Origin of the sequence: Hymenobacter sediminis (assembly GCF_003231285.1) — a bacterium.
GTDB classification, from domain to species: domain Bacteria; phylum Bacteroidota; class Bacteroidia; order Cytophagales; family Hymenobacteraceae; genus Hymenobacter; species Hymenobacter sediminis.
The window spans coordinates 450,899-471,920 of the sequence record NZ_QKNS01000003.1 but is presented as its reverse complement, the minus strand read 5'-3'; the positions used below and the strand labels follow the sequence as shown (position 1 = coordinate 471,920).

Sequence of the window (21,022 nt, the reverse complement as noted above, 5' to 3'; positions counted from 1 at the left end):
CCGAATATCGGAAATGGTTAACCCTTCTCTACGTTATTGGGCATTGTGACTAAGCTAGCACCCCCAACCCCTCCTCAGATGAGGAGGGGTTGGGGGTGGTTGATCAATCGTTGAACAGTGTACTAGCTCTAGTTTATAGTTTTAGTTTTTCAACCACCCCTACCCCCTCCTTATCCAAGGAGGGGAACTAGCCCTAATGAGCAGGCTTACCATGTAGCATTTACAGCAACCGCGCCGCCTCTACCCTTAAAAACTCCTGAAACCGCTCCTGCAGCTCCCGAAATTCCTGAATCAGCTGCTGGCCTTCGGCGGTTACCTCGGCCCCGCCGCCGCGCTTGCCGCCGGTTTGGGTCTGCACCATGGGGGTAGCACTCTGGGCATTCAGGGACGAAACCAGGTCCCAGGCCCGCTTGTACGACATGCCCATTTCCTGCGCCGCCTTCGAGATGGAGCCGTGTTCCTGAATGAGCGTGAGCAGTTCCAGCCGCCCAATGCCCATAAACCGGTCGTCGGGGGTTTCTACCCAGAGGCGGCCGTTAAGGCGAAAGTTCAGGTCGGGGCGGAGCAGGTTTTTCATGCTGTAAAGATGGGGCTACGGAAGGTTTGAAATCGTAGCAGGGGTAGCAACTTTCTGGCAGACGCGGTGCGGCAGTGCCCGGCTAGGAGGCTATTTGGAGGGGTTGAGGAGGTTTCGGGGGGTAGGCTGCAGGAAGTTAGAAACCGGAAAATGAGGCGCGGCCGGGTCATGAGGTTTGCTGACAGTGAATAGGTTGCTATTTCGGACCTGCTGCCGGGGGTCACCTTTCCACGCTCGAACCACGACACCTTTCTCCGATGGAGCACCACGCGCCCCAGGGCCTCTACCGCCCCGAGTTTGAACACGACGCCTGCGGCACCGGCTTTATTGCGTACGTCGATGGCCGTAAATCGCACCAGATTGTCGCCGATGCCCTCACCATTCTGGAAAACATGGAGCACCGCGGCGCCTGTGGCTGCGACTCCGACTCCGGCGACGGGGCCGGGCTGCTACTGCAATTGCCGCACTGGTTTCTGCTGGAAGAATGCACCACGCTGGGCATTCGGCTGCCCGAGCCCGGCGAGTATGGGGTAGGCATGGCCTTTCTGCCCAAAGAAACTACCCAACGCGAAGCCTGCCGTAGCATCATCAAGGCCGCCGCGGCCCGGCTGGGAATACCGGTGCTGGGCTACCGGCCCGTACCGGTGAACCCGGCGGGCATTGGCCCCACGGCCTTGTCGGGGGAGCCGGCCATTGAGCAGGTATTTGTGGGTAGGCCGAGTGGGGTAAGTACTTCCGAGGATTTCGAGCGTAAGCTCTACGTGCTGCGCCGGTTGATTAGCCGCGAGGTGGCGGCCCAGTTGCCCGCCGAGGCGGTGTACTTTACCTCCCTCTCCTGCCGCGTTATCGTGTACAAGGGGCAGCTGACTACCTACCAGGTGCGCGGCTACTTCCCGGAGCTGTCGGATGAGCGGGTAACCTCGGGCATCGGCATGGTGCACTCGCGCTTTTCCACCAATACCTTCCCGAGCTGGCGGCTGGCCCAGCCGTTTCGGCTGCTGGCCCACAACGGCGAAATCAACACCCTGCGCGGCAACCTGAACTGGTTTTACGCCGGCCTCCCCTCCTACCTCTCGCCTTTCTTCTCGGCCGAGGAAATGGAGATTCTGCTGCCGGTTATTATTCCCAATCAATCGGATTCGGCCTGCCTCGATAACATTGTGGAGCTGCTCTTACACTGCGGCCGCTCCCTGCCCCACGTCATGATGATGCTGGTGCCCGAGGCCTGGGACGGCAACGAGCAGATGGACCCGCTGAAAAAGGCCTTCTACGAGTTTCACGCCACCTTTATGGCCCCCTGGGACGGCCCGGCGGCTCTGCTCTTCACCGATGGCCGCATGATAGGCGCCATGCTGGACCGCAACGGCCTGCGCCCCCTGCGTTACGCCGTTACTAACGATGGGCGGGTGCTCGTGGCCTCCGAAGCGGGCGTGCTGGGCGCGGGCCTGCCTGAAGCGGCCGTGGTGCGCAAGGGCCGCCTGCAGCCCGGCAAAATGCTGCTCATTGACACCGTGGCCGGCCAGATCATTACCGATGAGGAACTGAAAACCCAGGCCGCTACCCGCCAGCCCTACGGCCAGTGGCTCCGCGACTACCAGATTCGGCTGGAGGAGCTGCCCGAGCCGCGCCTGGTGTTCACCGACCTCTCGGCCGACTCCGTGTTTAAGTACCACCAGGTGTTCGGCTACACCCGCGAGGATATCGACTCCATTCTGACGCCTATGGCCTTGGATGGCAAGGAGCCAATTGGGTCCATGGGCGTAGATACGCCGCTGGCCGTGCTTTCCAACCAGCCCCAGCACCTGAGCAGCTACTTCAAGCAGTTCTTTGCCCAGGTTACCAACCCGCCCATCGACCCCATCCGGGAGCGGCTTGTGATGAGCCTGGCCACCTTCATCGGCAACAACGGCAATATTCTCGATGAGGACAAAATGCACTGCCACTGCGTGGCCCTGCACCACCCCATCCTGACCAACCACGAGCTGGAAAAGCTGCGCAGCATTGATACGGGCCTATTCAACGCCAAAACCATCAACACCTACTTCCGGGCCGATGGCAAGCCGGGCGCGCTGAAGGCTGGCCTGGAACGCCTGTGCCGCTACGCCGAAGATGCTGTGGACGACGGGTTTGAGGTGCTGATTCTCTCAGACCGCTACCTCGACTCGGAGCACGCGGCCATTCCCTCGCTGCTGGCCGTGTCGGCCGTGCACCATCACCTGATCCGGAAGGGCTACCGGGGCTCGGTGGGACTGGTAGTGGAAGCCGGCGACGCCTGGGAAGTGCATCATTTCGCCTGTTTGCTGGCCTTCGGGGCCACGGCCATCAACCCTTATCTGGCCCTCAGCACCATCCAGACCCTGCACGCCACCGGAAGGTTGGGGCCCGCGCAGGAGGTAGGGAAGCTGCAAGCCAACTACAGCAAGGCGGTGTGCGACGGGCTGCTGAAGATTTTCTCGAAGATGGGCATCAGCACCTTGCAGTCATACCATGGCGCGCAGGTGTTTGAGATTCTGGGCATTAATCGGGAGGTAGTGGACGCCTACTTTACCGGGGCCGTGACGCGCATTGGCGGGCTGGGCCTCGATGAAATTGCCCGCGAAACCTTGTTCAAACACTACCAGGGCTTCCGGAGCAGCACTCTGGAAGAACAGTCCCTGCTACCCGAAGGCGGCGTGTACCAGTGGCGCCGCCGGGGCGAAGCCCACCAGTTCAACCCCGAAACCGTGCACCTGCTCCAGCACGCTACCCGCACCGGCAACTATGAAACCTACCAGCGCTACGCCCGACTGGTGAATACGCCTGGGAAAGGCACCTTCAGTTTGCGCGGCCTGCTGGATTTCGCTTTCCACCGTCCGGCCGTGCCGCTCGCGGAAGTGGAGCCTGCCGAAAGCATTATGCGGCGGTTTGCTACCGGAGCTATGTCGTTTGGGTCGATTTCGCACGAGGCGCACAGCACCCTGGCCATTGCCATGAACCGCATTGGGGGCAAAAGCAACACCGGTGAGGGCGGCGAGGACCCGCTGCGCTACGAAGTCATGGAAAACGGCGATTCCATGCGTTCGGCCATCAAACAGGTGGCTTCGGCCCGCTTCGGCGTGACGGCCCACTACCTCACCAACGCCGACGAACTGCAAATCAAGATGGCCCAGGGCGCCAAGCCCGGCGAGGGGGGCCAACTGCCCGGCCACAAGGTAGATGAATGGATTGCGAAGGTGCGCCACGCTACCCCCGGTGTGGGCCTCATATCGCCCCCACCCCACCACGACATCTATTCCATTGAGGACCTGGCCCAACTCATCTTCGACTTGAAAAACGCCAATCGCCAGGCCCGCATCAACGTGAAGCTGGTGAGCAAGGCGGGGGTAGGAACCATTGCAGCCGGGGTAGCCAAAGCCCACGCCGACGTGATTCTGGTGGCCGGCTACGATGGCGGCACCGGCGCGTCGCCCATGAGCAGCATCCGGCACGCCGGGCTGCCCTGGGAGCTGGGCCTGGCCGAAGCTCACCAGACCTTGGTGCGCAACCAGCTCCGCAGCCGTGTAGTGCTCCAGACCGACGGACAACTCAAAACCGGCCGCGACCTGGCCATTGCTACCCTGCTGGGGGCCGAAGAGTGGGGCGTGGCCACGGCGGCACTGGTGGCGGGTGGCTGCGTGATGATGCGCAAGTGCCACCTCAACACCTGCCCCGTAGGCGTAGCCACCCAGGACCCAGAGCTGCGCCGCCTGTTCAGCGGTAAGCCCGAGCACATTGTGAACCTGTTCCGGTTTATGGCCGAGGAGTTGCGTGAAATCATGGCTGCGCTGGGTTTCCGGACGGTAAATGAGATGGTAGGTCGGGCTCAGTTCCTGAAGCCGCGCCCGAATATTCAGCACTGGAAAGCCCGCCACCTCGATCTGCGCGACCTGCTCTACCTCACCTCGCCCGAGGCAGGTAGCACCCTGCACCACAGCGAAGAACAAGACCACGGCCTCAGCCATATCCTCGACTGGCAGCTGCTCCAACACGCCCAGCCAGCTCTGGACTACCAGCAGCCGGTTCAGGCAGAGTTTGCCGTGCAGAACACCGACCGCACCGTGGGCACTTTGCTTTCCAATGAAATAACTAAGCGCTACCACGCCGCAGGTCTGCCCCTGCACACCATCAATTACACGTTCCGGGGGGCCGCGGGCCAGAGCTTCGGGGCGTTTAGCGTGCGGGGCTTGTCGTTTCGGCTGGAAGGCGAGGCCAACGACTACGTGGGCAAAGGCCTCAGCGGTGCCCGCCTCATCATCTACCCCGCCCCCGACGGCAATTTTGTACCCGAGCAAAACATCATCATCGGCAACGTGGCCCTGTACGGGGCTACCTCCGGCGAGCTGTTTGTGCGGGGGCAGGCCGGCGAGCGGTTTGCCGTGCGCAACTCCGGCGCTACGGCCGTGGTGGAAGGGGTAGGCGACCATGGCTGCGAGTACATGACCGGTGGCCGCGCCCTGATTCTGGGCCGCACCGGCCGCAACTTTGCCGCTGGCATGAGCGGGGGCATTGCCTGGGTTTACGACGCCGACGGCTCCTTCCCCGCCAACTGCAACCCCGAAATGGTGGAGCTGGACCCACTCGACGCCGACGACGAAGCCCAGATTCAGCACCTGCTCCGCCAACACACCGAGCTAACCGGCAGTCAACTAGCCGCCTTCCTGCTCAGCAACTGGCCCGAAGAAGCCGGCAAGTTTGTGAAGGTCTTTCCTTCGGAATACAAGAAGGTGCTGCAAAAGGCCCGCTACGAAACAGTGCAGTAACGCTTGAAACAACACGAAGAACTAGAGCTAGCTTCCCTCCTCAGACGAGGAGGGGAGCTAGCTCTAGCCACTCCGCCCTATCCACTGCATACATCATTAACTCATCATGGGTAACGCAATAGGCTTTAAGGAATTTCAGCGGGAAATGCCGCCCAAGGTGCACCCGCAGGAACGGGTAACGCACAACCAGGAGTTTGTGGGCAGCTACTCCGAGGAACAGCTGCACCGGCAGTCGGGGCGGTGTATGGAGTGCGGCATTCCGTTCTGCCACTCGGGCTGTCCGCTGGGCAACATCATTCCGGAGTTCAACGACGCCGTACACCGCGAGGATTGGGCGCAGGCCTACCAGATCCTCAGCTCCACCAACAATTTTCCGGAGTTTACGGGCCGCATCTGCCCGGCCCCCTGTGAGTCGGCCTGCGTACTGGGTATCCATAGCGCGCCGGTGGCCATCGAGGAAATCGAGAAACACATCATCGAAATTGCCTTCGTCAAAGGCTACGTGCAGCCCACAGCGCCGGTGCTGAAAACAGGCAAAACGGTGGCGGTAGTGGGCTCTGGGCCGGCCGGACTGGCGGCAGCGGCCCAGTTGGTGCGGGCGGGCCATTCCGTGACGGTGTTTGAGCGCGACGACCAGCCCGGGGGGCTGCTCCGCTACGGCATCCCCGATTTCAAGCTCGATAAATGGGTGATTGACCGTCGTCTGCGGCTCATGGAAGAAGATGGGGTAGTGTTTCGGTGCAACACCGAGGTGGGCCGCGACTTAGCTGCCGAGGAGCTTACCCGCACCTTTGATGCCGTGGTGCTGGCCGGCGGGGCCCTCGTGCCGCGCGACCTGCCTATTCCGGGTCGGGAGCTAACGGGCATTCATTTCGCCATGGACTACCTCACCCAGCATAACCGCCGTGTCGGCAACTTGCCAATCAATGAGCAGGAGCTGTTGGCCACGGGCAAAGAGGTAGTAGTTATTGGCAGCGGCGACACGGGCTCCGACTGCGTGGGCACGGCCAACCGTCAGCAGGCCCACTCGGTGGCGCAGTTTGCCCTTATGCACCAGCCCGATGCCGGACGGGCCGCCTTCGAGCCCTGGCCCCACTACCCCACCACCCTCTTCCGAACCAGTACCTCGCACGAAGAAGGCTGCCACCGCTACTGGGGCATCAACACGAAAGCCTTTCTGGGTGATGAGCACAACCACCTGCGCGCCCTCCTGGTGACCGATGTAACCTGGGAAACCGATGTGCTGGGTCGCCGCTTGGGCTTCACGGAAATAGAAGGTTCAGAGCGCGAAATTCCTTGTCAGCTGGCCCTACTGGCCTTAGGCTTCACCTCGCCCCGCTACGAGGGGTTGCTGCAGCAACTGGGGGTAGCCTTGGACGAGCGCGGTAATGTGCAAACTACCAGCGAGGCTAACTACCTCACGTCGCGGCCCAATGTGTTCGTGGCCGGCGATATGCGTCGGGGCCAGTCGTTGGTGGTTTGGGCTATTTCAGAGGGTAGGGAAGCTGCCCGGCAAGTTGATGTTTTCCTGATGGGTAAGACTGCGTTGCCGAGCAAAGATGCCGTAGGCATGTTTGGGTAACGGGTATGAACAGACCCTGATGCTGCGCCCTGCGTGGCACTCTTTCTTACTCAGGTAACTGTGCTGCTCACCCTCCTTATCAGCTCAAGGGAAAGCAATAGAATATGGTCTAAACCAGAAAAAACATTATCTAATTTGTAACCCATCGGCTGTTTTTTGCGCATAGGGAAGCTAACTGCCACGTAGGCAGCGCTTATCTGTATACCCTTAACGCAACTCAACTGCATGGAACCCAATCAATCTGCCACTCCCACCAACGAGGCGGCCGGCTCGTCCGCAGCTGATCAGCCCCAGAACTCGCAACAAAACGCCGGTAACCAGCAAAACGCTGGCGCCGACTCTTCGAACAAATCTTCGGAACAGCAATCCTCCGGTGGCGCTAAAAACTGGATGGAACAGGCTGGCATTCAGAAAATCGTAGATCAGCTTCCTCAAGGCGTCCGCGAATTCCTGCCCAACTCCTGGGAGCAAATCAACAAGCTCTCTACTACGCAAAAAGTAGCAGGCGTTGTGGCTTTGGCCGGCCTAGGCTACCTAGCTACCCGCTCGGGCAAATCGGGCAAAAAAATGAAAGGCGTTAGCTACTACGGCGACAGCGCCCAGGCACAACGACCCAACCAGAACTACCGCTCCGGCAGCCAGGTACACCCGTCCAGCTACTCCTCTTCCAACTCGCAGGTAGATGAGAGCCGCCGTATGGACAAAGGCCCGAACCGTGGCGCCAGCTCTTCCAGCGCCTATGGCTCCAGCGGCTTTGACCGCCAGAACGAAAACCGCGTAGGCGGCAGCTACAACTCGGGTAATTCCGATTACTCGTCGGGCTTCTCCTCAAGCTATGACTCCGACGACAAATCGTCGGGTTCCTCGTCTTCTTCGATGGCTGGCCGTAGCCAAGGCTACCGCGGCAGCTCCAACTCTTCCGATGATTCAGATTTCGCCAGTGGCGTATAAGTAGAGCGTAGCCTAAGGCTTCCTCCTACCTACTGGAAAATACAAAAGCCTCCTCAGCATGTGCTGAGGAGGCTTTTGTATGTAGTACTGGTCGGTTAAAATGGCGGCGGGCCGTCATCAAAGGTGCTGCGCGGGAAGGGCTGCGCAGGCGGCGGCCCGTCGTTGTTGATGCGGGAGCCCAGCCGTATGGTATTTGGCGCGAAGCCGGAAGCATCGTCGTCGAAGGTGCTGGTGGGGAAGGCCCCGGGGTTAAAGCCTGCATCGCCAAAGCCGCCTACCCCATCCAGGTCGGCAAACTTGGTGAAGCGGCCAATGAACTTCAGCTGCACCGTTTCCAAGGAGCCGTTTCGGTGCTTGGCAATAATAACCTCGCCGGTACCCTGGGTGGGGTTACCCATTTCATCCTCCGTAATCTTATAGTACTCAGGCCGGTACAGGAAGATTACCATGTCGGCGTCCTGCTCGATAGACCCTGATTCACGAAGGTCACTCAGCTGCGGCTTCTTGTCGCCGCCGCGAGTTTCCACGGAGCGGGAAAGCTGCGACAGAGCCAGTACCGGCACGTTCAATTCTTTGGCAATACCTTTTAGTGCCCGCGAAATAGAGGCAATTTCCTGTTCGCGGTTACCCCCACCCTTGCCATCCGTGTTGCCCGTCATCAGCTGCAGGTAGTCGATGATGATCATCTGAATGTCGTGGTGGGCCTTGAGGCGGCGGCATTTGGTGCGCAGTTCCCGGATGCTGAGGCCCGGCGTATCGTCAATGTAAATCGGGGCCGACGACAGGGCCGAAATCTTATGGTTCAACTGGGCCCATTCATAGTCGGCCAGGTTGCCCTTCTTGATCTTTTCGGAATCCAGCTCCGCCTCCGCTGAAATCAAACGATTCACGAGCTGCAGCGACGACATTTCCAGCGAGAAAATGGCTACAGGCTTCTTGAACTCCACCGCCGCATTGCGCATCGCCGATACTACGAAAGCGGTTTTACCCATGCCGGGGCGAGCTGCAATAATCACCAAGTCAGAGGGTTGCCAGCCCGAGGTTACGCGGTCCAGGGCCGAGAAGCCGCTGGGCACGCCCGTGAGGCCGTCCTTCTGGTCTTTCTTTTCTTCGAGTTCCTTGATGGCTTTGCCCATCAGGCTGCGCATGTCGTCGAAGTTCTTGCGAATGTTCGACTCCGACACTTCAAACAACGACTGCTCCGTGCTGTCGAGCAGGTTGAACACGTCGGTGGTATCCTCAAATGCGTCGCGCTGAATGTCCGAGGCAATGCGGATTAGCTCGCGCTTGATAGCATTTTCGGTGATAATGCGGGCGTGGTACTCGATGTTCGCCGCCGAGTTTACCTTGAACGTTAGGTTAGCCACATAGTGAGCACCGCCGGCGGCCTCCAGCTCGCCCATCTCGCGCAACTCGTGCGTAACCGTCAGAATATCAATCGGCTCCGACTTGTCAAACAAGTTCAGAATGGCCTTGAAAATGCGTTGGTGGCCATCTTTGTAGAAGCTCTGAGGCTTCAGAATATCAATTACCGTCGTGAGGGCGTCCTTCTCCAGCATGAGCGCCCCAAGCACGGCGGCTTCCAGCTCCAGGGCCTGCGGAGGCAACTTGCCCGCGGGGCCACCCATCGGAACCACCGCGGGGCGGGTGTTCCAGGCGGCTTTGGCCCGCGAGGCTGATAGTTTCAGGCGGTCATCCATCCGGTCGTTCATCACTGAGTAAGCACTACAAGGTAAGCAGGTTGGGCCGTTAGTGGTTGAGTCCTGAGAAATTTCCTCGGGCCTAACGCCCCATTTTCGCAAAGGGGTACAAAGCTAACGGCTGCGTTCTAGAATCCAGAAGTGCCGAGAAAGGTTTCTTTTAGCACAACCGACGAGGTGAGGTTTCACTTTATCACCTCTCCCCCCGAAAGCTTACCTTTGCCGCCTGCTTACTTTTTATCCTGAATGGCTGCTACCCCTTCTTCGCTCCAACGCCTGCACCTGATTGCTACCGGGGGCAGTATTATGCATAACCTGGCCCTGGCCCTGCACCAGCGCGGCGCCCACGTTACCGGCTCCGACGATGAAATATTTGAGCCCGCAAAAAGCCGCCTGGCCAAAGCGGGCCTGCTGCCGGCCGAAGAAGGCTGGTTTCCGGAGAAGGTTACCCAGGACCTCGATGCTGTGATTGTGGGCATGCACGCCCGCCCCGATAACCCCGAACTACTGCGCGCCCAGGAGCTGGGGCTGCGGGTGTACTCCTTCCCCGAGTTTATTTATGAGGCTTCGCGCGACAAGCAACGGGTAGTAATCGGGGGGTCGCACGGCAAAACCAGTATTACCTCCCTCATTCTGCACGTACTGCGCTACCACGGCCGCAAGTTTGACTACGCGGTAGGTGCTCAGCTGGAAGGGTTCGACCTGATGGTGCAGCTCACGGAAGATGCCCCCATCATCATCATCGAGGGCGACGAATACTTGTCGTCACCCATCGACCGGCGGCCCAAGTTTCACCTCTACCAGCACCACATCGGGGTTATTTCCGGCATCAGCTGGGACCATATCAACGTGTTTCCGACGGAAGAAATCTACCGCGAGCAGTTCAAGATTTTCGCGGAGATGACGCCCAAGGCCGGCGTACTCATTTACGACCAGAACGACGAGCAGGTGCAGCTGGTAACCGTGCCCAGCAACCCCGACGTAACCTACATCGGCTACGGTCCGCACGAGCACGTTATCCGGGACGGCAAGACCTACCTCATCACCAAGAAGGACGACGAGGTGCCCGTAAAAGTGTTTGGGGAGCATAACCTGCGCAACATTTCGGCGGCCAAGGAAGTGTGCAAGCAGCTGGGCATCAAAGGCAAAGACTTCTATGAAGCCCTGGGCTCCTTCAAGGGTGCTGCTCGTCGGCTGGAGAAGGTAAGTGAAGGCCAGGACTCGGTGGTGTACAAAGATTTTGCCCACGCCCCCAGCAAGCTGAAGGCTACCGCTACGGCCTTCAAGAAGCAGTACCCGCAGCGTAAGCTGGTGGCCTGCCTGGAGCTGCATACCTTCAGCTCCCTGAACCCTGCCTTCCTGCCCCAGTACGCCCACACCTTCGACACGCCCGACGTGGCCGTGGTTTACTTCAATCCTCATGTGCTGGAGCACAAGCGCCTACCCCCGCTGCCCCCGGAAGCCGTGCAGCAGGCCTTCCAGCGCCCCGATCTTCGGGTATTTACCGACAGCAAGCAGTTGGCCGAGTTCCTGCACGCCCAAAGCTGGCAGAACGCGAACCTGCTGATGATGTCGTCGGGAACATTTGACGGGCTGGACTTGGCTGAACTGGCCGCTGTGGTGACGAAATAGTACCGAGTAGCAGGTGCCTGGCGAGGCAGCGAGGAGTACCCGTTCTTTCCCGCTGGTCAGGTGCTTTCTGCTTCTGTCGGAATTAAGATATGCAACATACCCTTCTGCTTCTGCATGGTGCTCTGGCATCGGAAGCGCAGCTGAAGTTTCTGGTGCGCGAGCTGCCACCGTTCTACCAGGTGCACACATTTTCCTTTAGCGGCCATGGCGGCCGCCCCCTGGTAGCCGGCGAGTTTTCCATGAAGCATTTCGCGCAGGAAATTCGGCAGTTCATTCAGGACCGGCTCCTACCCCCGGTGCACGTATTTGGCTACAGCCTGGGTGGCTACGCAGCGCTGTCGGCGGCCGTGCAGTGGCCGGAGCTGTTTAGCAGCATCACGACCCTTGGCACCAAGCTCGACTGGTCGCCGGCCACGGCCCTGGCCGAAACGCGCCTGCTCGACGCTGAAAAAATGCGCGAGAAAGTCCCGCAGTTTGCTGAGCAGCTTACCCAATTGCACGCTCCTACCCCCCTACCCGAGCTACTGCAGGCAACCAGCACGCTCATGCGCGGCCTCGGCGATGCGCCCTTGCTGACGCCTGAAAAGCTGGCCGCCCTGGAAGTACCCGTGCAGGTGCTGGTAGGCGAACTGGACAAAACCGCCGGCGTCGATGCTTCCCGCTACTTCGCCGACCACATGCCCCGCGCTACCTTCGAAATTATCATGAACACTCCCCACCCGCTGGAAAAGGTGAACCCCGATTTGCTGGTAAACCGCATTGCCCGCTTCGTGGAAACCGTGCAGGAAGGAATGATTTAGAGCAGCCTAAGTAATAGAAAAGGCCCGCCAGTTGGCGGGCCTTTTTCCTGGAGGCTAATCGGTTGGCTTGTCGTCTTCATCCTTGGGCGGCGGAGCGGTAGGCTTGGGCCGGCGCCGGTCGGTAGTGACGAGCAGGGCCAGCGCCGTGAGCGAGAGGCGCAGAATCCATTTGCGACTAAGCATAGCTAGCGGCGGGGAAAGAAACCGTTGTTGTCTTCTACGCGCAGGTCGCAGCGGCTGCCGCCGGTGTTTTCCTCGCAGGTAGTGCCCACAATTTCGTTTTTCTCGAAGTTGAAAAAGCAAAACGTGCACCCTACCCCCGTAATGATATAGCGGGCGGCGTTGGAGCTCAGGTAGAGGCTGTTATCAGAAGAGGTTTGCAGGGGCAAGGCCATAGCCCGGTACATTCCGTCGCGCAGGCCAATGCCTACCAGGTAGTACACAGCCTTGTCCTTAGGCGTTTCCTGCACTTTCCGAATCATGGTCTTGTCGATGGCGGTGCCGTCGCCGAACTCGCGGGTGAAGGCTCCGGCCAGTTGCTCGCGCGGCACGATGTAGCGGATTTTGCCATCCGACACTTCCGCTACCTGCTTGCTAGAAGCTTCCAGCTTGCGGCGGTTTACCACGTCGGGGTCATTGGTGGGTGCGCTGGATTCCGGGAAGCCGCGCTTGCTGGTTTCACAGGCACTTAGCCCACTCAGTAGCAACGTAACTCCCAGCAGCGGAGAAATAATAGAACGCAGGAAACGATTCATCAAACTGATTAAATCAGCCGTGGTTAGCGGCCTTTATAGTAGGTACGGGCCTCAGGCAGCTCCTTCTGGATGGCCGCAATCCGGGTGCCATTGGAGGGGTGAGTAGACAGGAACTCGGGAGGTGAAGCTGTGTTTTCGCGGGCATCCATGCGCTGCCAGAACGCTACGGCTCCGTCAGGATTGTATCCGGCCATGGCCATAAAGATGAGTCCTAGGTGGTCAGCCTCCGATTCCTGGCTGCGGCCGTACTTCAGCAACCCCAGCTGAGAACCTACCCCTACGGCCTGCAGAAACACGTTTTGCGTGACCGTGGGATTCTGGCCGGCCGAAGCCGACAGTACGCTACCCAGGCCTTGCGCCGCCATCTGCTGGCTCATACGCTCCGAGCTGTGGCGCGCTACGGCGTGGGCAATTTCGTGGCCCATTACCACGGCTAGGCCGGCCTCGTCCTGGGTGATAGGTAGGATGCCCGAATACACAGCCACCTTGCCGCCGGGCATACACCAGGCGTTTTCTTGCTTGTCGTTGATCAGGTTGAACTCCCAGGCGTAGCCTTCTAATTGGGCCTGTGCGTTTTGCTGACGGAAGTACGTTTCTACAGCCTGCTGAATGCGCTGCCCCACGCGCTTGACCATGGCCGCGTCGTTACCACTATTAATTACCTGACTGGAAGCCAACACTTTCTGGTATTCCTGAGCCGCCATGGTGTTCATTTCAGTGTCTGAAACGAGGCTGAGCTGGCGGCGGCCGGTGATGGGAACCGTGGAACAGGCCGTGGCAACGAACAAACAACCGGCCAGGGCAAATCGGTGGAGTTTCATAAGGAGGAAGGGAGCTAAGGAAGAGATAAGGTCGAGCTAGGGGCTGGGCAGCTAGTGCCCAACAGGAGCAAAATGCTATACGTGAAGCGCCGGGCAAAATGTTTGGCAGCACGCACCTGGCCAGCTTACCGGGAGGAATTTTACCTTTTCGGCGCCACGAATTAAGGCTACTTTTGGGGACTTTGAGGCGCGGACAGGGGTAGGCACCCAGTTAATTTTCTTTGCTGAAATAGGTCCTGCCTGCTAACCGCGTTTTTCTCAAGCTGCTACGTTTCTTCGCTTTCTACCCTTCCTCGCCATGAAAATCCTCTGCATCGGCCGCAACTACGCTGAACACATCGCTGAACTTCAGAACGAAACGCCCGACGCGCCCGTCATCTTCGCCAAGCCCGATACGGCCCTGCTCCAGCGCAACCAGCCGTTTTTTATGCCCGATTTCTCCCAGGACATTCACCACGAAATTGAGCTGGTGCTCCGCATCTGCAAAAACGGCAAGAACATCGACGAGAAGTTTGCCCCTACCTACTTCGACGCCATCGGGCTGGGCATCGACTTCACGGCCCGCGACCTGCAGAGCAAGCTGAAAAGCAAGGGCCTACCCTGGGAGCTGGCCAAAGGCTTCGACGGTTCAGCCCCGATTTCGCAGGAGTTCAAGCCCGTTACGGATTTCCCAGACCTCGAAAACATCGATTTCCGCCTGGAAGTAAACGGCGAGGTGCGCCAGCAGGGCAACTCCAGCCTCATGCTTCACGACTTCAACAAAATCATCAGCTATATCTCCCAGTTTATCACCCTGAAAATGGGCGACCTGATTTTCACGGGCACGCCCAGCGGCGTAGGTCCCGTGAAAATTGGGGACCAACTGACCGGGTATCTGGCTGGCGAGAAGCTGCTGGATCTGGCCGTGAAATAGGGGTGCAAAGGTTTAGTTATTCCTAAGCTCTGGCTGTCATTCTGAGCCTTCTGATGGAGACACAGAAAGCTCAGAATGACAGCCGGACCCTACCCCTGCTAGCAGCTGCAATGTGCTTTTGCCTCCTGGCGCGTTCTTGCTTTCTGCGCAACCTTGCCACCGGGCTTTGCGTCCGGGAAGGCACGATAATGGCTTGCCCATGCCCACTGGCGCCAGCGCCACCTTTTTCCGCTGCTGATTTCCTTTCCTGAATGCCTGATTTGTTGAATACCCGGCCGCGCCGCCTGCTCAGCGTAGCCTTTCCTTTTCTGTTGCTGGGGCTGCAGCCAGCTTCGTGCGGAGGCCAAGAGCCCGACTCTACCACGGAGCCTAAAGTGGCCCAAGCACCGGCCCCTACCCCCGGCAAGCGCCCCGAAGTGCCACAGGGCTATTTCCTGTTTCCCATCAAGCCCGGCCAGCAGAACTTTCTGGCCGCCAGCATGGGCGAGCTGCGCCCCAACCACTTCCACGGCGGCCTCGACATCAAGACCGATGGCCGGGTGGATTTGCCGGTGTACGCCGCCGCCGATGGCTACATCTCGCGCATGAAGCAGAGCAGCTTCGGCTACGGCAATGTGCTTTACATTACCCACCCCAACGGCCTGACGACGGTGTACGGCCACCTCAACCACTTCCGGGGGCCGGTGGCGGAAGAAATGCGCCGCCAGCAGTACGAAAAGAAAACCTACGAGCTGGAGCTGTTCTTCAAGCCCGACCAGTTTCCGGTGAAGCGTGGCGAGGTAGTAGCCTTGTCGGGGAACACCGGCGGGTCGGCCGGTCCGCACCTGCACTGGGAGGTGCGCACGGCCGAGGGCGGTCAGCTCAACCCTTTGCAGTGGGGCGGTTTCCAGGAAATTCAGGACCACGTAGCGCCCTCTTTGCAGGCCTTTGCAGTGGAAGCCCTGGATATCAATGCCCGCGTGCAGGGCCGCTTTGGCAAGGCGGTGTTCGTGCCGAAAGCACCAGCCCTGCCCAACGGCGGTGGCTACGTGTGGGCCGATACCATTGCGGCCAACGGTACGGTAGGGCTGCTGGTGCAGGGTTTCGATAGGTTCGATCAGGCCTGGAACAAGAACGGCTTTCAGAAGGTAGAAGTGCTGGTGAACGGCCAGCCGCACTACGCCCACGTCATCGATGACATTCCGTTTCCGGAGGGCTCCCGCCAAGTGAACCAGCACATGGACTACGAGTGGCGCGCTACCCAGGGCCGGCAGCTGGAAAAGCTTTTTGTGGATGATGGCAACGAGCTGAGTATCTACAAAACCGGCCCCAGCAAAGGAAAACTGCGCGTAGAGCCGGGCCAGCTCTACAGCGTGGAAATCCGGATGAGCGACTCCTACGGCAACATGACACCGTTGCGCTTCGTGTTGCGCGGTACGGAGCCCGCCTACCGCAAAACCCGCTCAGCGGCCGTAAAGACCCAGAACCTGCGCTACGATATCAGCCGCAACCTGCTGGTAGCTACCGCTGCTGATCCGGACACGGCATCGGTGGGCGGCAACCTCACGCTTTACCGCGGCAACCGCCGCCTCACGCTCAAGCCCAGCTACACCGAGCAAAGCCAGAACGTGTACCTCTACGACCTGCGCGCCGGCCGCCCCGACTCCTTGCAGTTCGGGAGCGTAACCAAGCGCTTCGACCGCCAGGCACTGGTTCCCTCGGGTCGGGAGTTTGGCTTTTCCACGGCTAACCTGAATCTGGGCTTCAACACCAAAACGCTGTTTGATACGCTGTACGTGCAAACCAGCTACAAACAGGGCCTCTGGACGGTGCAGCAGCTCCGCACACCGCTTTACAGTACTCTGGCTCTCACTCTCAAGCCCGAAACGCCTGTAGCGGATCAGCGCCGCTCGGCTATTTACAGCATTACGCCTAAGGGGGGGCGCGCCTACGTGGGCGGCAAGTGGCAGGGCAACACTATCACGGCTCCCATCAAAACGTTCGGCCAGTTCCGTATTCTCACCGATACCATTCCGCCCTCGGCCCGCCTGATTAGCAAGGGGCCGGGCGGGGTCGTGTTCAAAATCGGCGACGACCTTTCGGGCATTGCCAGCTACCAGCTAGAAGTGAACGGGCAATTCCGCCTGCTGCGCTTTGAGCACAAAAACGCTACCCTCTTCTCGGAGCGCGACGATAAACTGGGTCCAGCCTTGCGCGGCCCCGCTACCCTGCGCCTCACCGACCAGGCCGGCAATGAAAAGGTAATTCATGTGACGCTGTAGCATCTGGGGATGCGGCAACCAAAGCTGAGAATAGAGAAGCAGATAGAACGTCATGTCTCGACAAGCTCGACATGACGTTCTATTTAGATTCACCTTCCTTGAGTCACACAAAAAGAGCGGCTTTCCTGGACTAGGAAAGCCGCTCTTTTTGTGTGCAGCTAGAGGCCTCACTCACTCACATGTTGCCGGATGTACTCCTGCCCGGCTTTGTCCTCGGCGTGTACGTAGGGCTGAATGATAATGCGGGTACCACGCTGGTAAGTGAAGAGACGATAGAGCCAGTTCGTCATCACAATCAGCTTGCTACGGAAGCCAATGAGGTAGTAAATGTGTACGAACAGCCAGGCCACCCAGGCAAAAAAGCCCTTCAGGCTCTTGTTACCGGGTAAATCAGCTACGGCGCGGGCACGGCCCACAATAGCCAGGGAGCCTTTATCGAAGTAGTTGAAAGCTTCCCAGGCCTGACCGCGCAGTTGGCGCACCAGGTTTTTGCCAAGCAGCCGCCCCTGCTGCAGCGCCGGTTGCGCTACCTGCGGGTGCCCCTTGGGCCACTTCTCGGATTTCATCACGGCAATATCACCGATGGCGAAAATATCCTCGAAGCCCTGAATCTGGTTGAAGTGGTTGACGAGGTAGCGGCCCCTCTCCACCGTTTCGGGGGGTAGGCCGTCGATGGTGGCGCCGGCTACCCCGGCGGCCCACACCAGGGTCTGGGTTTTAATCTGCTCCCCGTCCTTGAAAGTCACGGTTTCGCCATCGTAGCTGGAAACCAGCTTGTTGAGCTTGATATTAACGCCTAACTCCTCCAGGTACTGGTGCGTGTTCTTGCTCGATTCCGGCGACATGGGCGGCAGCACCCGGTCGAGGCCATCAACGAGGTAGATGTTCATCAGCCGGAAATCGAGGCCGGGGTAGTCGCGTGGGAGTACGTGCTGGCGCATTTCGGCCAGTGAGCCCGCCAGCTCTACGCCCGTGGGGCCGGCCCCCGCAATTACCACGTTCAGCAGGCTCTGGCGCAGCTCGGGGTCCTTGGTGATGTTGGCCTGCTCGAAGCTTTGCAGCAGTTGGCTGCGCAGGTTCACGGCATCGGTCAGGTTTTTCAGGCCAAAGGAGTTCTGCTTGATCTGCTCGTTGCCGAAGTAATTGGACTTGGTGCCCGTGCCTATCACCAAGTAATCGTACTGTACGTCGCCGATCAGGGTCGTAACCGTTTTGGTAGCGGGGTTGATGTTGGTTACCCGCACGTAGCGGAAATGGAAGTCCTTGCGGTCATCGAACAGCTTGCGAATGGGCTCGGCAATAGACTCGGGCTCCAGCCCGGCCGTAGCCACTTGGTACAGCAAGGGCCAGAAACCATGATAATGTTGCTTGCTGAGCATGACAACCTGAAATTGGTCGTCGGGCAGGTATTTGGTCAGGTTCACACCGGCGAAGCCTCCGCCAATAATAACCACGCGGGGCTTGGACGTTTCCGGAATATTGAGCGACAGTTGTTCTAGGTGCAGCATAATCGGAAGGAAAGAGTAACCTGATTCTATACGGCTGACCCGCCAAATCGGCCATTACGGTTGACCTTGAGGTATCTCCCTGCGTGTTCTTTCCAGCGTAGCCGATACCTCTCTCATATTTTCCAGGACTTCGTGCAGAGACGCTGAATTGTCTTGCCTGTTTTTATGGAACGTCATTTTACCAGCCCGTTATGCAACACTGGAGGCGAAGCATGATGGGCTGGTCTGTCACATCTTGGGCATATCTCGCCGGCTCAACCATGCGTATAACCAGCTTTCCCCTACCCCCTTTTCTATGGCAAACCTTGTGAAACGCCGGCGGCCGGTTTTGTTTTCAGCCATTGCCGCTACCGTAGCGGCTGGCGCGGCGGCCTATGCTTACACGCGCCGGAAACAGCACGAATCGTTGCCCACCGCTGCCCACGTCGACCTGCATAAGTACATGGGTCTGTGGTATGAAGTGGCCCGCCTACCGGCTCGTTTCGAGAAAGGCTGCCAGCACGTTACGGCCGAGTATAAGCTGCAGCCCAACGGTAACGTGCGGGTAGTGAATACTTGTCACAAGGAAGGTATTAACGGCCCTGTGGAGAAAGCAACTGCCACGGCCCGCGCTGTAGACAGCACCAACAGCAAGCTGAAAGTGCAGTTCTTCTGGCCCTTCGAGGGCGACTACTGGATTCTGGACCTTGACCTTTCCGACTACCGTTACGCCCTGGTGGGTGAGCCCGGCCGCAAAAACCTCTGGATTCTGAGCCGCACCCCGCACCTGGAGCGCAGCATCCGCGACCGGCTGGTGGCCCACGCCCGCGAGTTGGGGTTTCCCGTTGAAAACCTGCTATTCACGCCCCAGCCTATTAGCGAATAAGCTAGTTTGACGGATTGTTGTGGTTAGAGTACTGAAACCTTCCTCTGCTTTGAGTCTACCATGTAACCAACCCTTGGCGCTACTACCCGTCAAGGGTTGGTTATATGGTAGGGGGTAGGGTTTCGTGAAGGACGGGTAGCTGCCAGCCCTGCCATAGCAGCCGCTTCACTCAGCCGCTTGTTCACAATTTCACCGTTTCACCACTTCGCTCTTATCTTCGCGCCATGGCACTACCTCAAGTGGGCGACCAGGCTCCGGCCTTTGAAGCCCAGGACCAAACCGGCGCTACACACCGCCTCCAAGACTACGCGGGTCGCAAAGTGGCCCTCTACTTCTACCCCAAAGACGACACCTCGGGCTGCACCGTCCAGGCCTGCAACCTCCGCGACAACTACCAGAGCCTGCTCGGGGCCGGCATTCAGGTGCTGGGCGTGAGCATCGATTCGGAGAAGTCGCACCAGAAGTTCGCCACCAAATACGAACTGCCCTTTCCCCTGCTGGTGGACGAGGACAAGAAAATAGTGGAAGCCTACGGCGTGTGGCAGGAAAAATCGATGTACGGCCGTAAGTACATGGGCACCATGCGCTACACCTTCCTGATTGACGAGCAGGGCCGCGTTGAGAAGGTCATTACCAAAGTCGATACCAAGAACCACGCAGCTCAGCTGCTATAGAATACCAGAAGCCTCGCCTGTTTCGGCGGGGCTTTTTTGTGAGGTTGAGGTGAGGTGATGGGTAAATGGTGACAAGTGACAGGTGAAGAGGTAGGTACTGTCGGGCAGGCACGGCAGCTTTGCCACCTAGGTTTGCCGCCAGTCCTGTTACCTGTCACTTGTCACCATTTACCTTCTTTCCCCTCCGGCCCAACTTTCTACCTTTGTTTCCCCATCAAACCCTAACTCAGCACATGGCTCAGGATTCCTCATTTGCCGCTTCCTCCGAAACGCACACGCCTACCCCCACCCGCTCGGTGGATGATTTGAAGCAGATTGCCGCCCAGGTTCGCCGCGACATCGTGCGCATGGTACACGCCGTTAACTCGGGTCACCCCGGCGGTTCGCTCGGCTGCACCGATCTGCTGGTGGCGCTGTACTTCAAAGTAATGAAGCACACCCCCGAGCCCTTCGACATGAACGGCATTGGGCAAGACCTGTTTTTCCTTTCCAACGGCCATATTTCGCCGGTATTTTACTCAGTGCTGGCCCGCTCGGGCTATTTCCCCGTGGGTGAGCTGGCTACCTTCCGCAAGCTGAACTCGCGTTTGCAGGGCCACCCCGCTACCCACGAGCACCTGCCCGGCGTACGGGTAGCTTCGGGGTCTTTGGGTCAGGGGTTGAGCGTAGCCATCGGGGCTGCCCAGGCCAAGAAGCTCAACAACGACGACCGGAAGGTGTTCGTGCTGATGGGTGACGGGGAGCTGGAAGAAGGCCAGATTTGGGAGGCCGCTATGTATGCCCCCCACCACAAAGTAGATAACCTGATTGCCTTCGTGGACCGCAACGGCCAGCAGATTGACGGACCCACCGAAAAAATCGGTGGCCTCGGCGACCTGCGCGCCAAGTTCGAAGCCTTCAACTGGCGCGTGCTCGAAACCGACGGCAACGACCTCGAAAAGCTCCTCCCCACCATCGAAGAAGCCGTGCAGCTCAGCGGCCAGGGCCAGCCGATTATGGTGTTGATGGATACCCAGATGGGCTACGGCGTTGACTTCATGATGGGCTCGCACAAGTGGCACGGCGTGGCCCCGAACGACGAGCAACTGGAAAAAGCCCTGCAGCAGCTGAGCGTAGAAAAAGCCGGCGACTACTAATATCCTATGTGTCTGTCATGCTGAGCGAAGGCGGAGCCGGAGTCGAAGTATCTCTACCGCTTCATCCTC

Annotated in this window: 16 protein-coding genes; 10 read left to right on the top strand and 6 right to left on the bottom strand. The window is 59.1% G+C overall.

Features of this window, described 5'->3' with window-relative positions; translation table 11 throughout:
- Positions 1-220: 220 nt before the first annotated feature.
- A complete protein-coding gene (locus DNI29_RS11105; RefSeq protein WP_238388064.1) occupies positions 221-577 on the bottom strand; it encodes a winged helix-turn-helix domain-containing protein in 357 nt (118 codons plus the stop codon).
- A 257-nt stretch (positions 578-834) separates the two neighbouring features.
- Here DNI29_RS11105 and gltB point away from each other — a divergent pair, with 257 nt between their 5' ends.
- From gltB to DNI29_RS11090, 3 genes are all read left to right on the top strand, one after another.
- Positions 835-5,355 carry a glutamate synthase large subunit gene (gene gltB, locus DNI29_RS11100; RefSeq protein WP_110978170.1) on the top strand — a complete coding sequence of 1,507 codons (4,521 nt, stop codon included), beginning with the start codon at positions 835-837 and terminating at the stop codon, positions 5,353-5,355.
- A gap of 106 nt (positions 5,356-5,461) precedes the next feature.
- Positions 5,462-6,937: a glutamate synthase subunit beta gene (locus DNI29_RS11095; protein WP_110978169.1), complete on the top strand. Its 1,476-nt coding sequence runs from the start codon at positions 5,462-5,464 to the stop codon at positions 6,935-6,937.
- 225 nt (positions 6,938-7,162) lie between these two features.
- On the top strand, positions 7,163-7,888 hold the full coding sequence (locus DNI29_RS11090) for a hypothetical protein (protein WP_110978168.1): 726 nt from the start codon (positions 7,163-7,165) through the stop codon (positions 7,886-7,888).
- 95 nt (positions 7,889-7,983) lie between these two features.
- On the opposite strand, the gene dnaB is transcribed toward DNI29_RS11090, so the two are convergent.
- Positions 7,984-9,516, bottom strand: coding sequence for a replicative DNA helicase (dnaB, locus tag DNI29_RS11085; RefSeq protein ID WP_238388070.1), 1,533 nt, complete (start codon positions 9,514-9,516; stop codon positions 7,984-7,986).
- 318 nt (positions 9,517-9,834) lie between these two features.
- On the opposite strand from dnaB, the gene DNI29_RS11080 reads away from it, so the two are divergent.
- Together DNI29_RS11080 and DNI29_RS11075 are read left to right on the top strand one after the other, a co-directional pair.
- The gene (locus DNI29_RS11080; protein ID WP_110978166.1) at positions 9,835-11,220 is read left to right on the top strand and encodes a UDP-N-acetylmuramate--L-alanine ligase; all 1,386 of its coding nucleotides are present in this window, start codon (positions 9,835-9,837) and stop codon (positions 11,218-11,220) included.
- A gap of 89 nt (positions 11,221-11,309) precedes the next feature.
- Positions 11,310-12,020 carry an alpha/beta fold hydrolase gene (locus tag DNI29_RS11075; RefSeq protein WP_110978165.1) on the top strand — a complete coding sequence of 237 codons (711 nt, stop codon included), beginning with the start codon at positions 11,310-11,312 and terminating at the stop codon, positions 12,018-12,020.
- Between the two features lie 54 nt (positions 12,021-12,074).
- Here DNI29_RS11075 and DNI29_RS25115 read toward each other — a convergent pair whose 3' ends face one another.
- The 3 genes from DNI29_RS25115 to DNI29_RS11065 are packed head-to-tail and all read right to left on the bottom strand — an operon-like array spanning position 12,075 to position 13,596.
- Positions 12,075-12,203, bottom strand: a complete 129-nt coding sequence (locus tag DNI29_RS25115; RefSeq protein WP_262510216.1) for a hypothetical protein — start codon at positions 12,201-12,203, stop codon at positions 12,075-12,077.
- A gap of 2 nt (positions 12,204-12,205) precedes the next feature.
- A complete protein-coding gene (locus tag DNI29_RS11070; protein ID WP_110978164.1) occupies positions 12,206-12,775 on the bottom strand; it encodes a hypothetical protein in 570 nt (189 codons plus the stop codon).
- A gap of 23 nt (positions 12,776-12,798) precedes the next feature.
- Complete coding sequence (locus DNI29_RS11065) at positions 12,799-13,596, bottom strand: M48 family metallopeptidase (RefSeq protein WP_110978163.1); 798 nt, start codon at positions 13,594-13,596, stop codon at positions 12,799-12,801.
- Positions 13,597-13,894: 298 nt separating this feature from the next.
- On the opposite strand from DNI29_RS11065, the gene DNI29_RS11060 reads away from it, so the two are divergent.
- Together DNI29_RS11060 and DNI29_RS11055 are read left to right on the top strand one after the other, a co-directional pair.
- Positions 13,895-14,509 carry a fumarylacetoacetate hydrolase family protein gene (locus DNI29_RS11060; protein WP_110978162.1) on the top strand — a complete coding sequence of 205 codons (615 nt, stop codon included), beginning with the start codon at positions 13,895-13,897 and terminating at the stop codon, positions 14,507-14,509.
- A 251-nt stretch (positions 14,510-14,760) separates the two neighbouring features.
- The gene (locus tag DNI29_RS11055; protein ID WP_110978161.1) at positions 14,761-16,770 is read left to right on the top strand and encodes a M23 family metallopeptidase; all 2,010 of its coding nucleotides are present in this window, start codon (positions 14,761-14,763) and stop codon (positions 16,768-16,770) included.
- Positions 16,771-16,937: 167 nt separating this feature from the next.
- On the opposite strand, the gene DNI29_RS11050 is transcribed toward DNI29_RS11055, so the two are convergent.
- Complete coding sequence (locus DNI29_RS11050; RefSeq protein ID WP_110978160.1) at positions 16,938-18,278, bottom strand: NAD(P)/FAD-dependent oxidoreductase; 1,341 nt, start codon at positions 18,276-18,278, stop codon at positions 16,938-16,940.
- Positions 18,279-18,573: 295 nt separating this feature from the next.
- Here DNI29_RS11050 and DNI29_RS11045 point away from each other — a divergent pair, with 295 nt between their 5' ends.
- The 3 genes from DNI29_RS11045 (at position 18,574) to DNI29_RS11035 (ending at position 20,953) form a co-directional block, all read left to right on the top strand.
- Positions 18,574-19,143, top strand: coding sequence for a lipocalin family protein (locus tag DNI29_RS11045; protein WP_110978159.1), 570 nt, complete (start codon positions 18,574-18,576; stop codon positions 19,141-19,143).
- A 224-nt stretch (positions 19,144-19,367) separates the two neighbouring features.
- Entirely contained in the window at positions 19,368-19,817 is a 450-nt protein-coding gene (gene bcp, locus DNI29_RS11040) for a thioredoxin-dependent thiol peroxidase (RefSeq protein ID WP_110978158.1), read from the top strand.
- 233 nt (positions 19,818-20,050) lie between these two features.
- On the top strand, positions 20,051-20,953 hold the full coding sequence (locus DNI29_RS11035) for a transketolase (RefSeq protein WP_110978157.1): 903 nt from the start codon (positions 20,051-20,053) through the stop codon (positions 20,951-20,953).
- Positions 20,954-21,022: the final 69 nt, after the last annotated feature.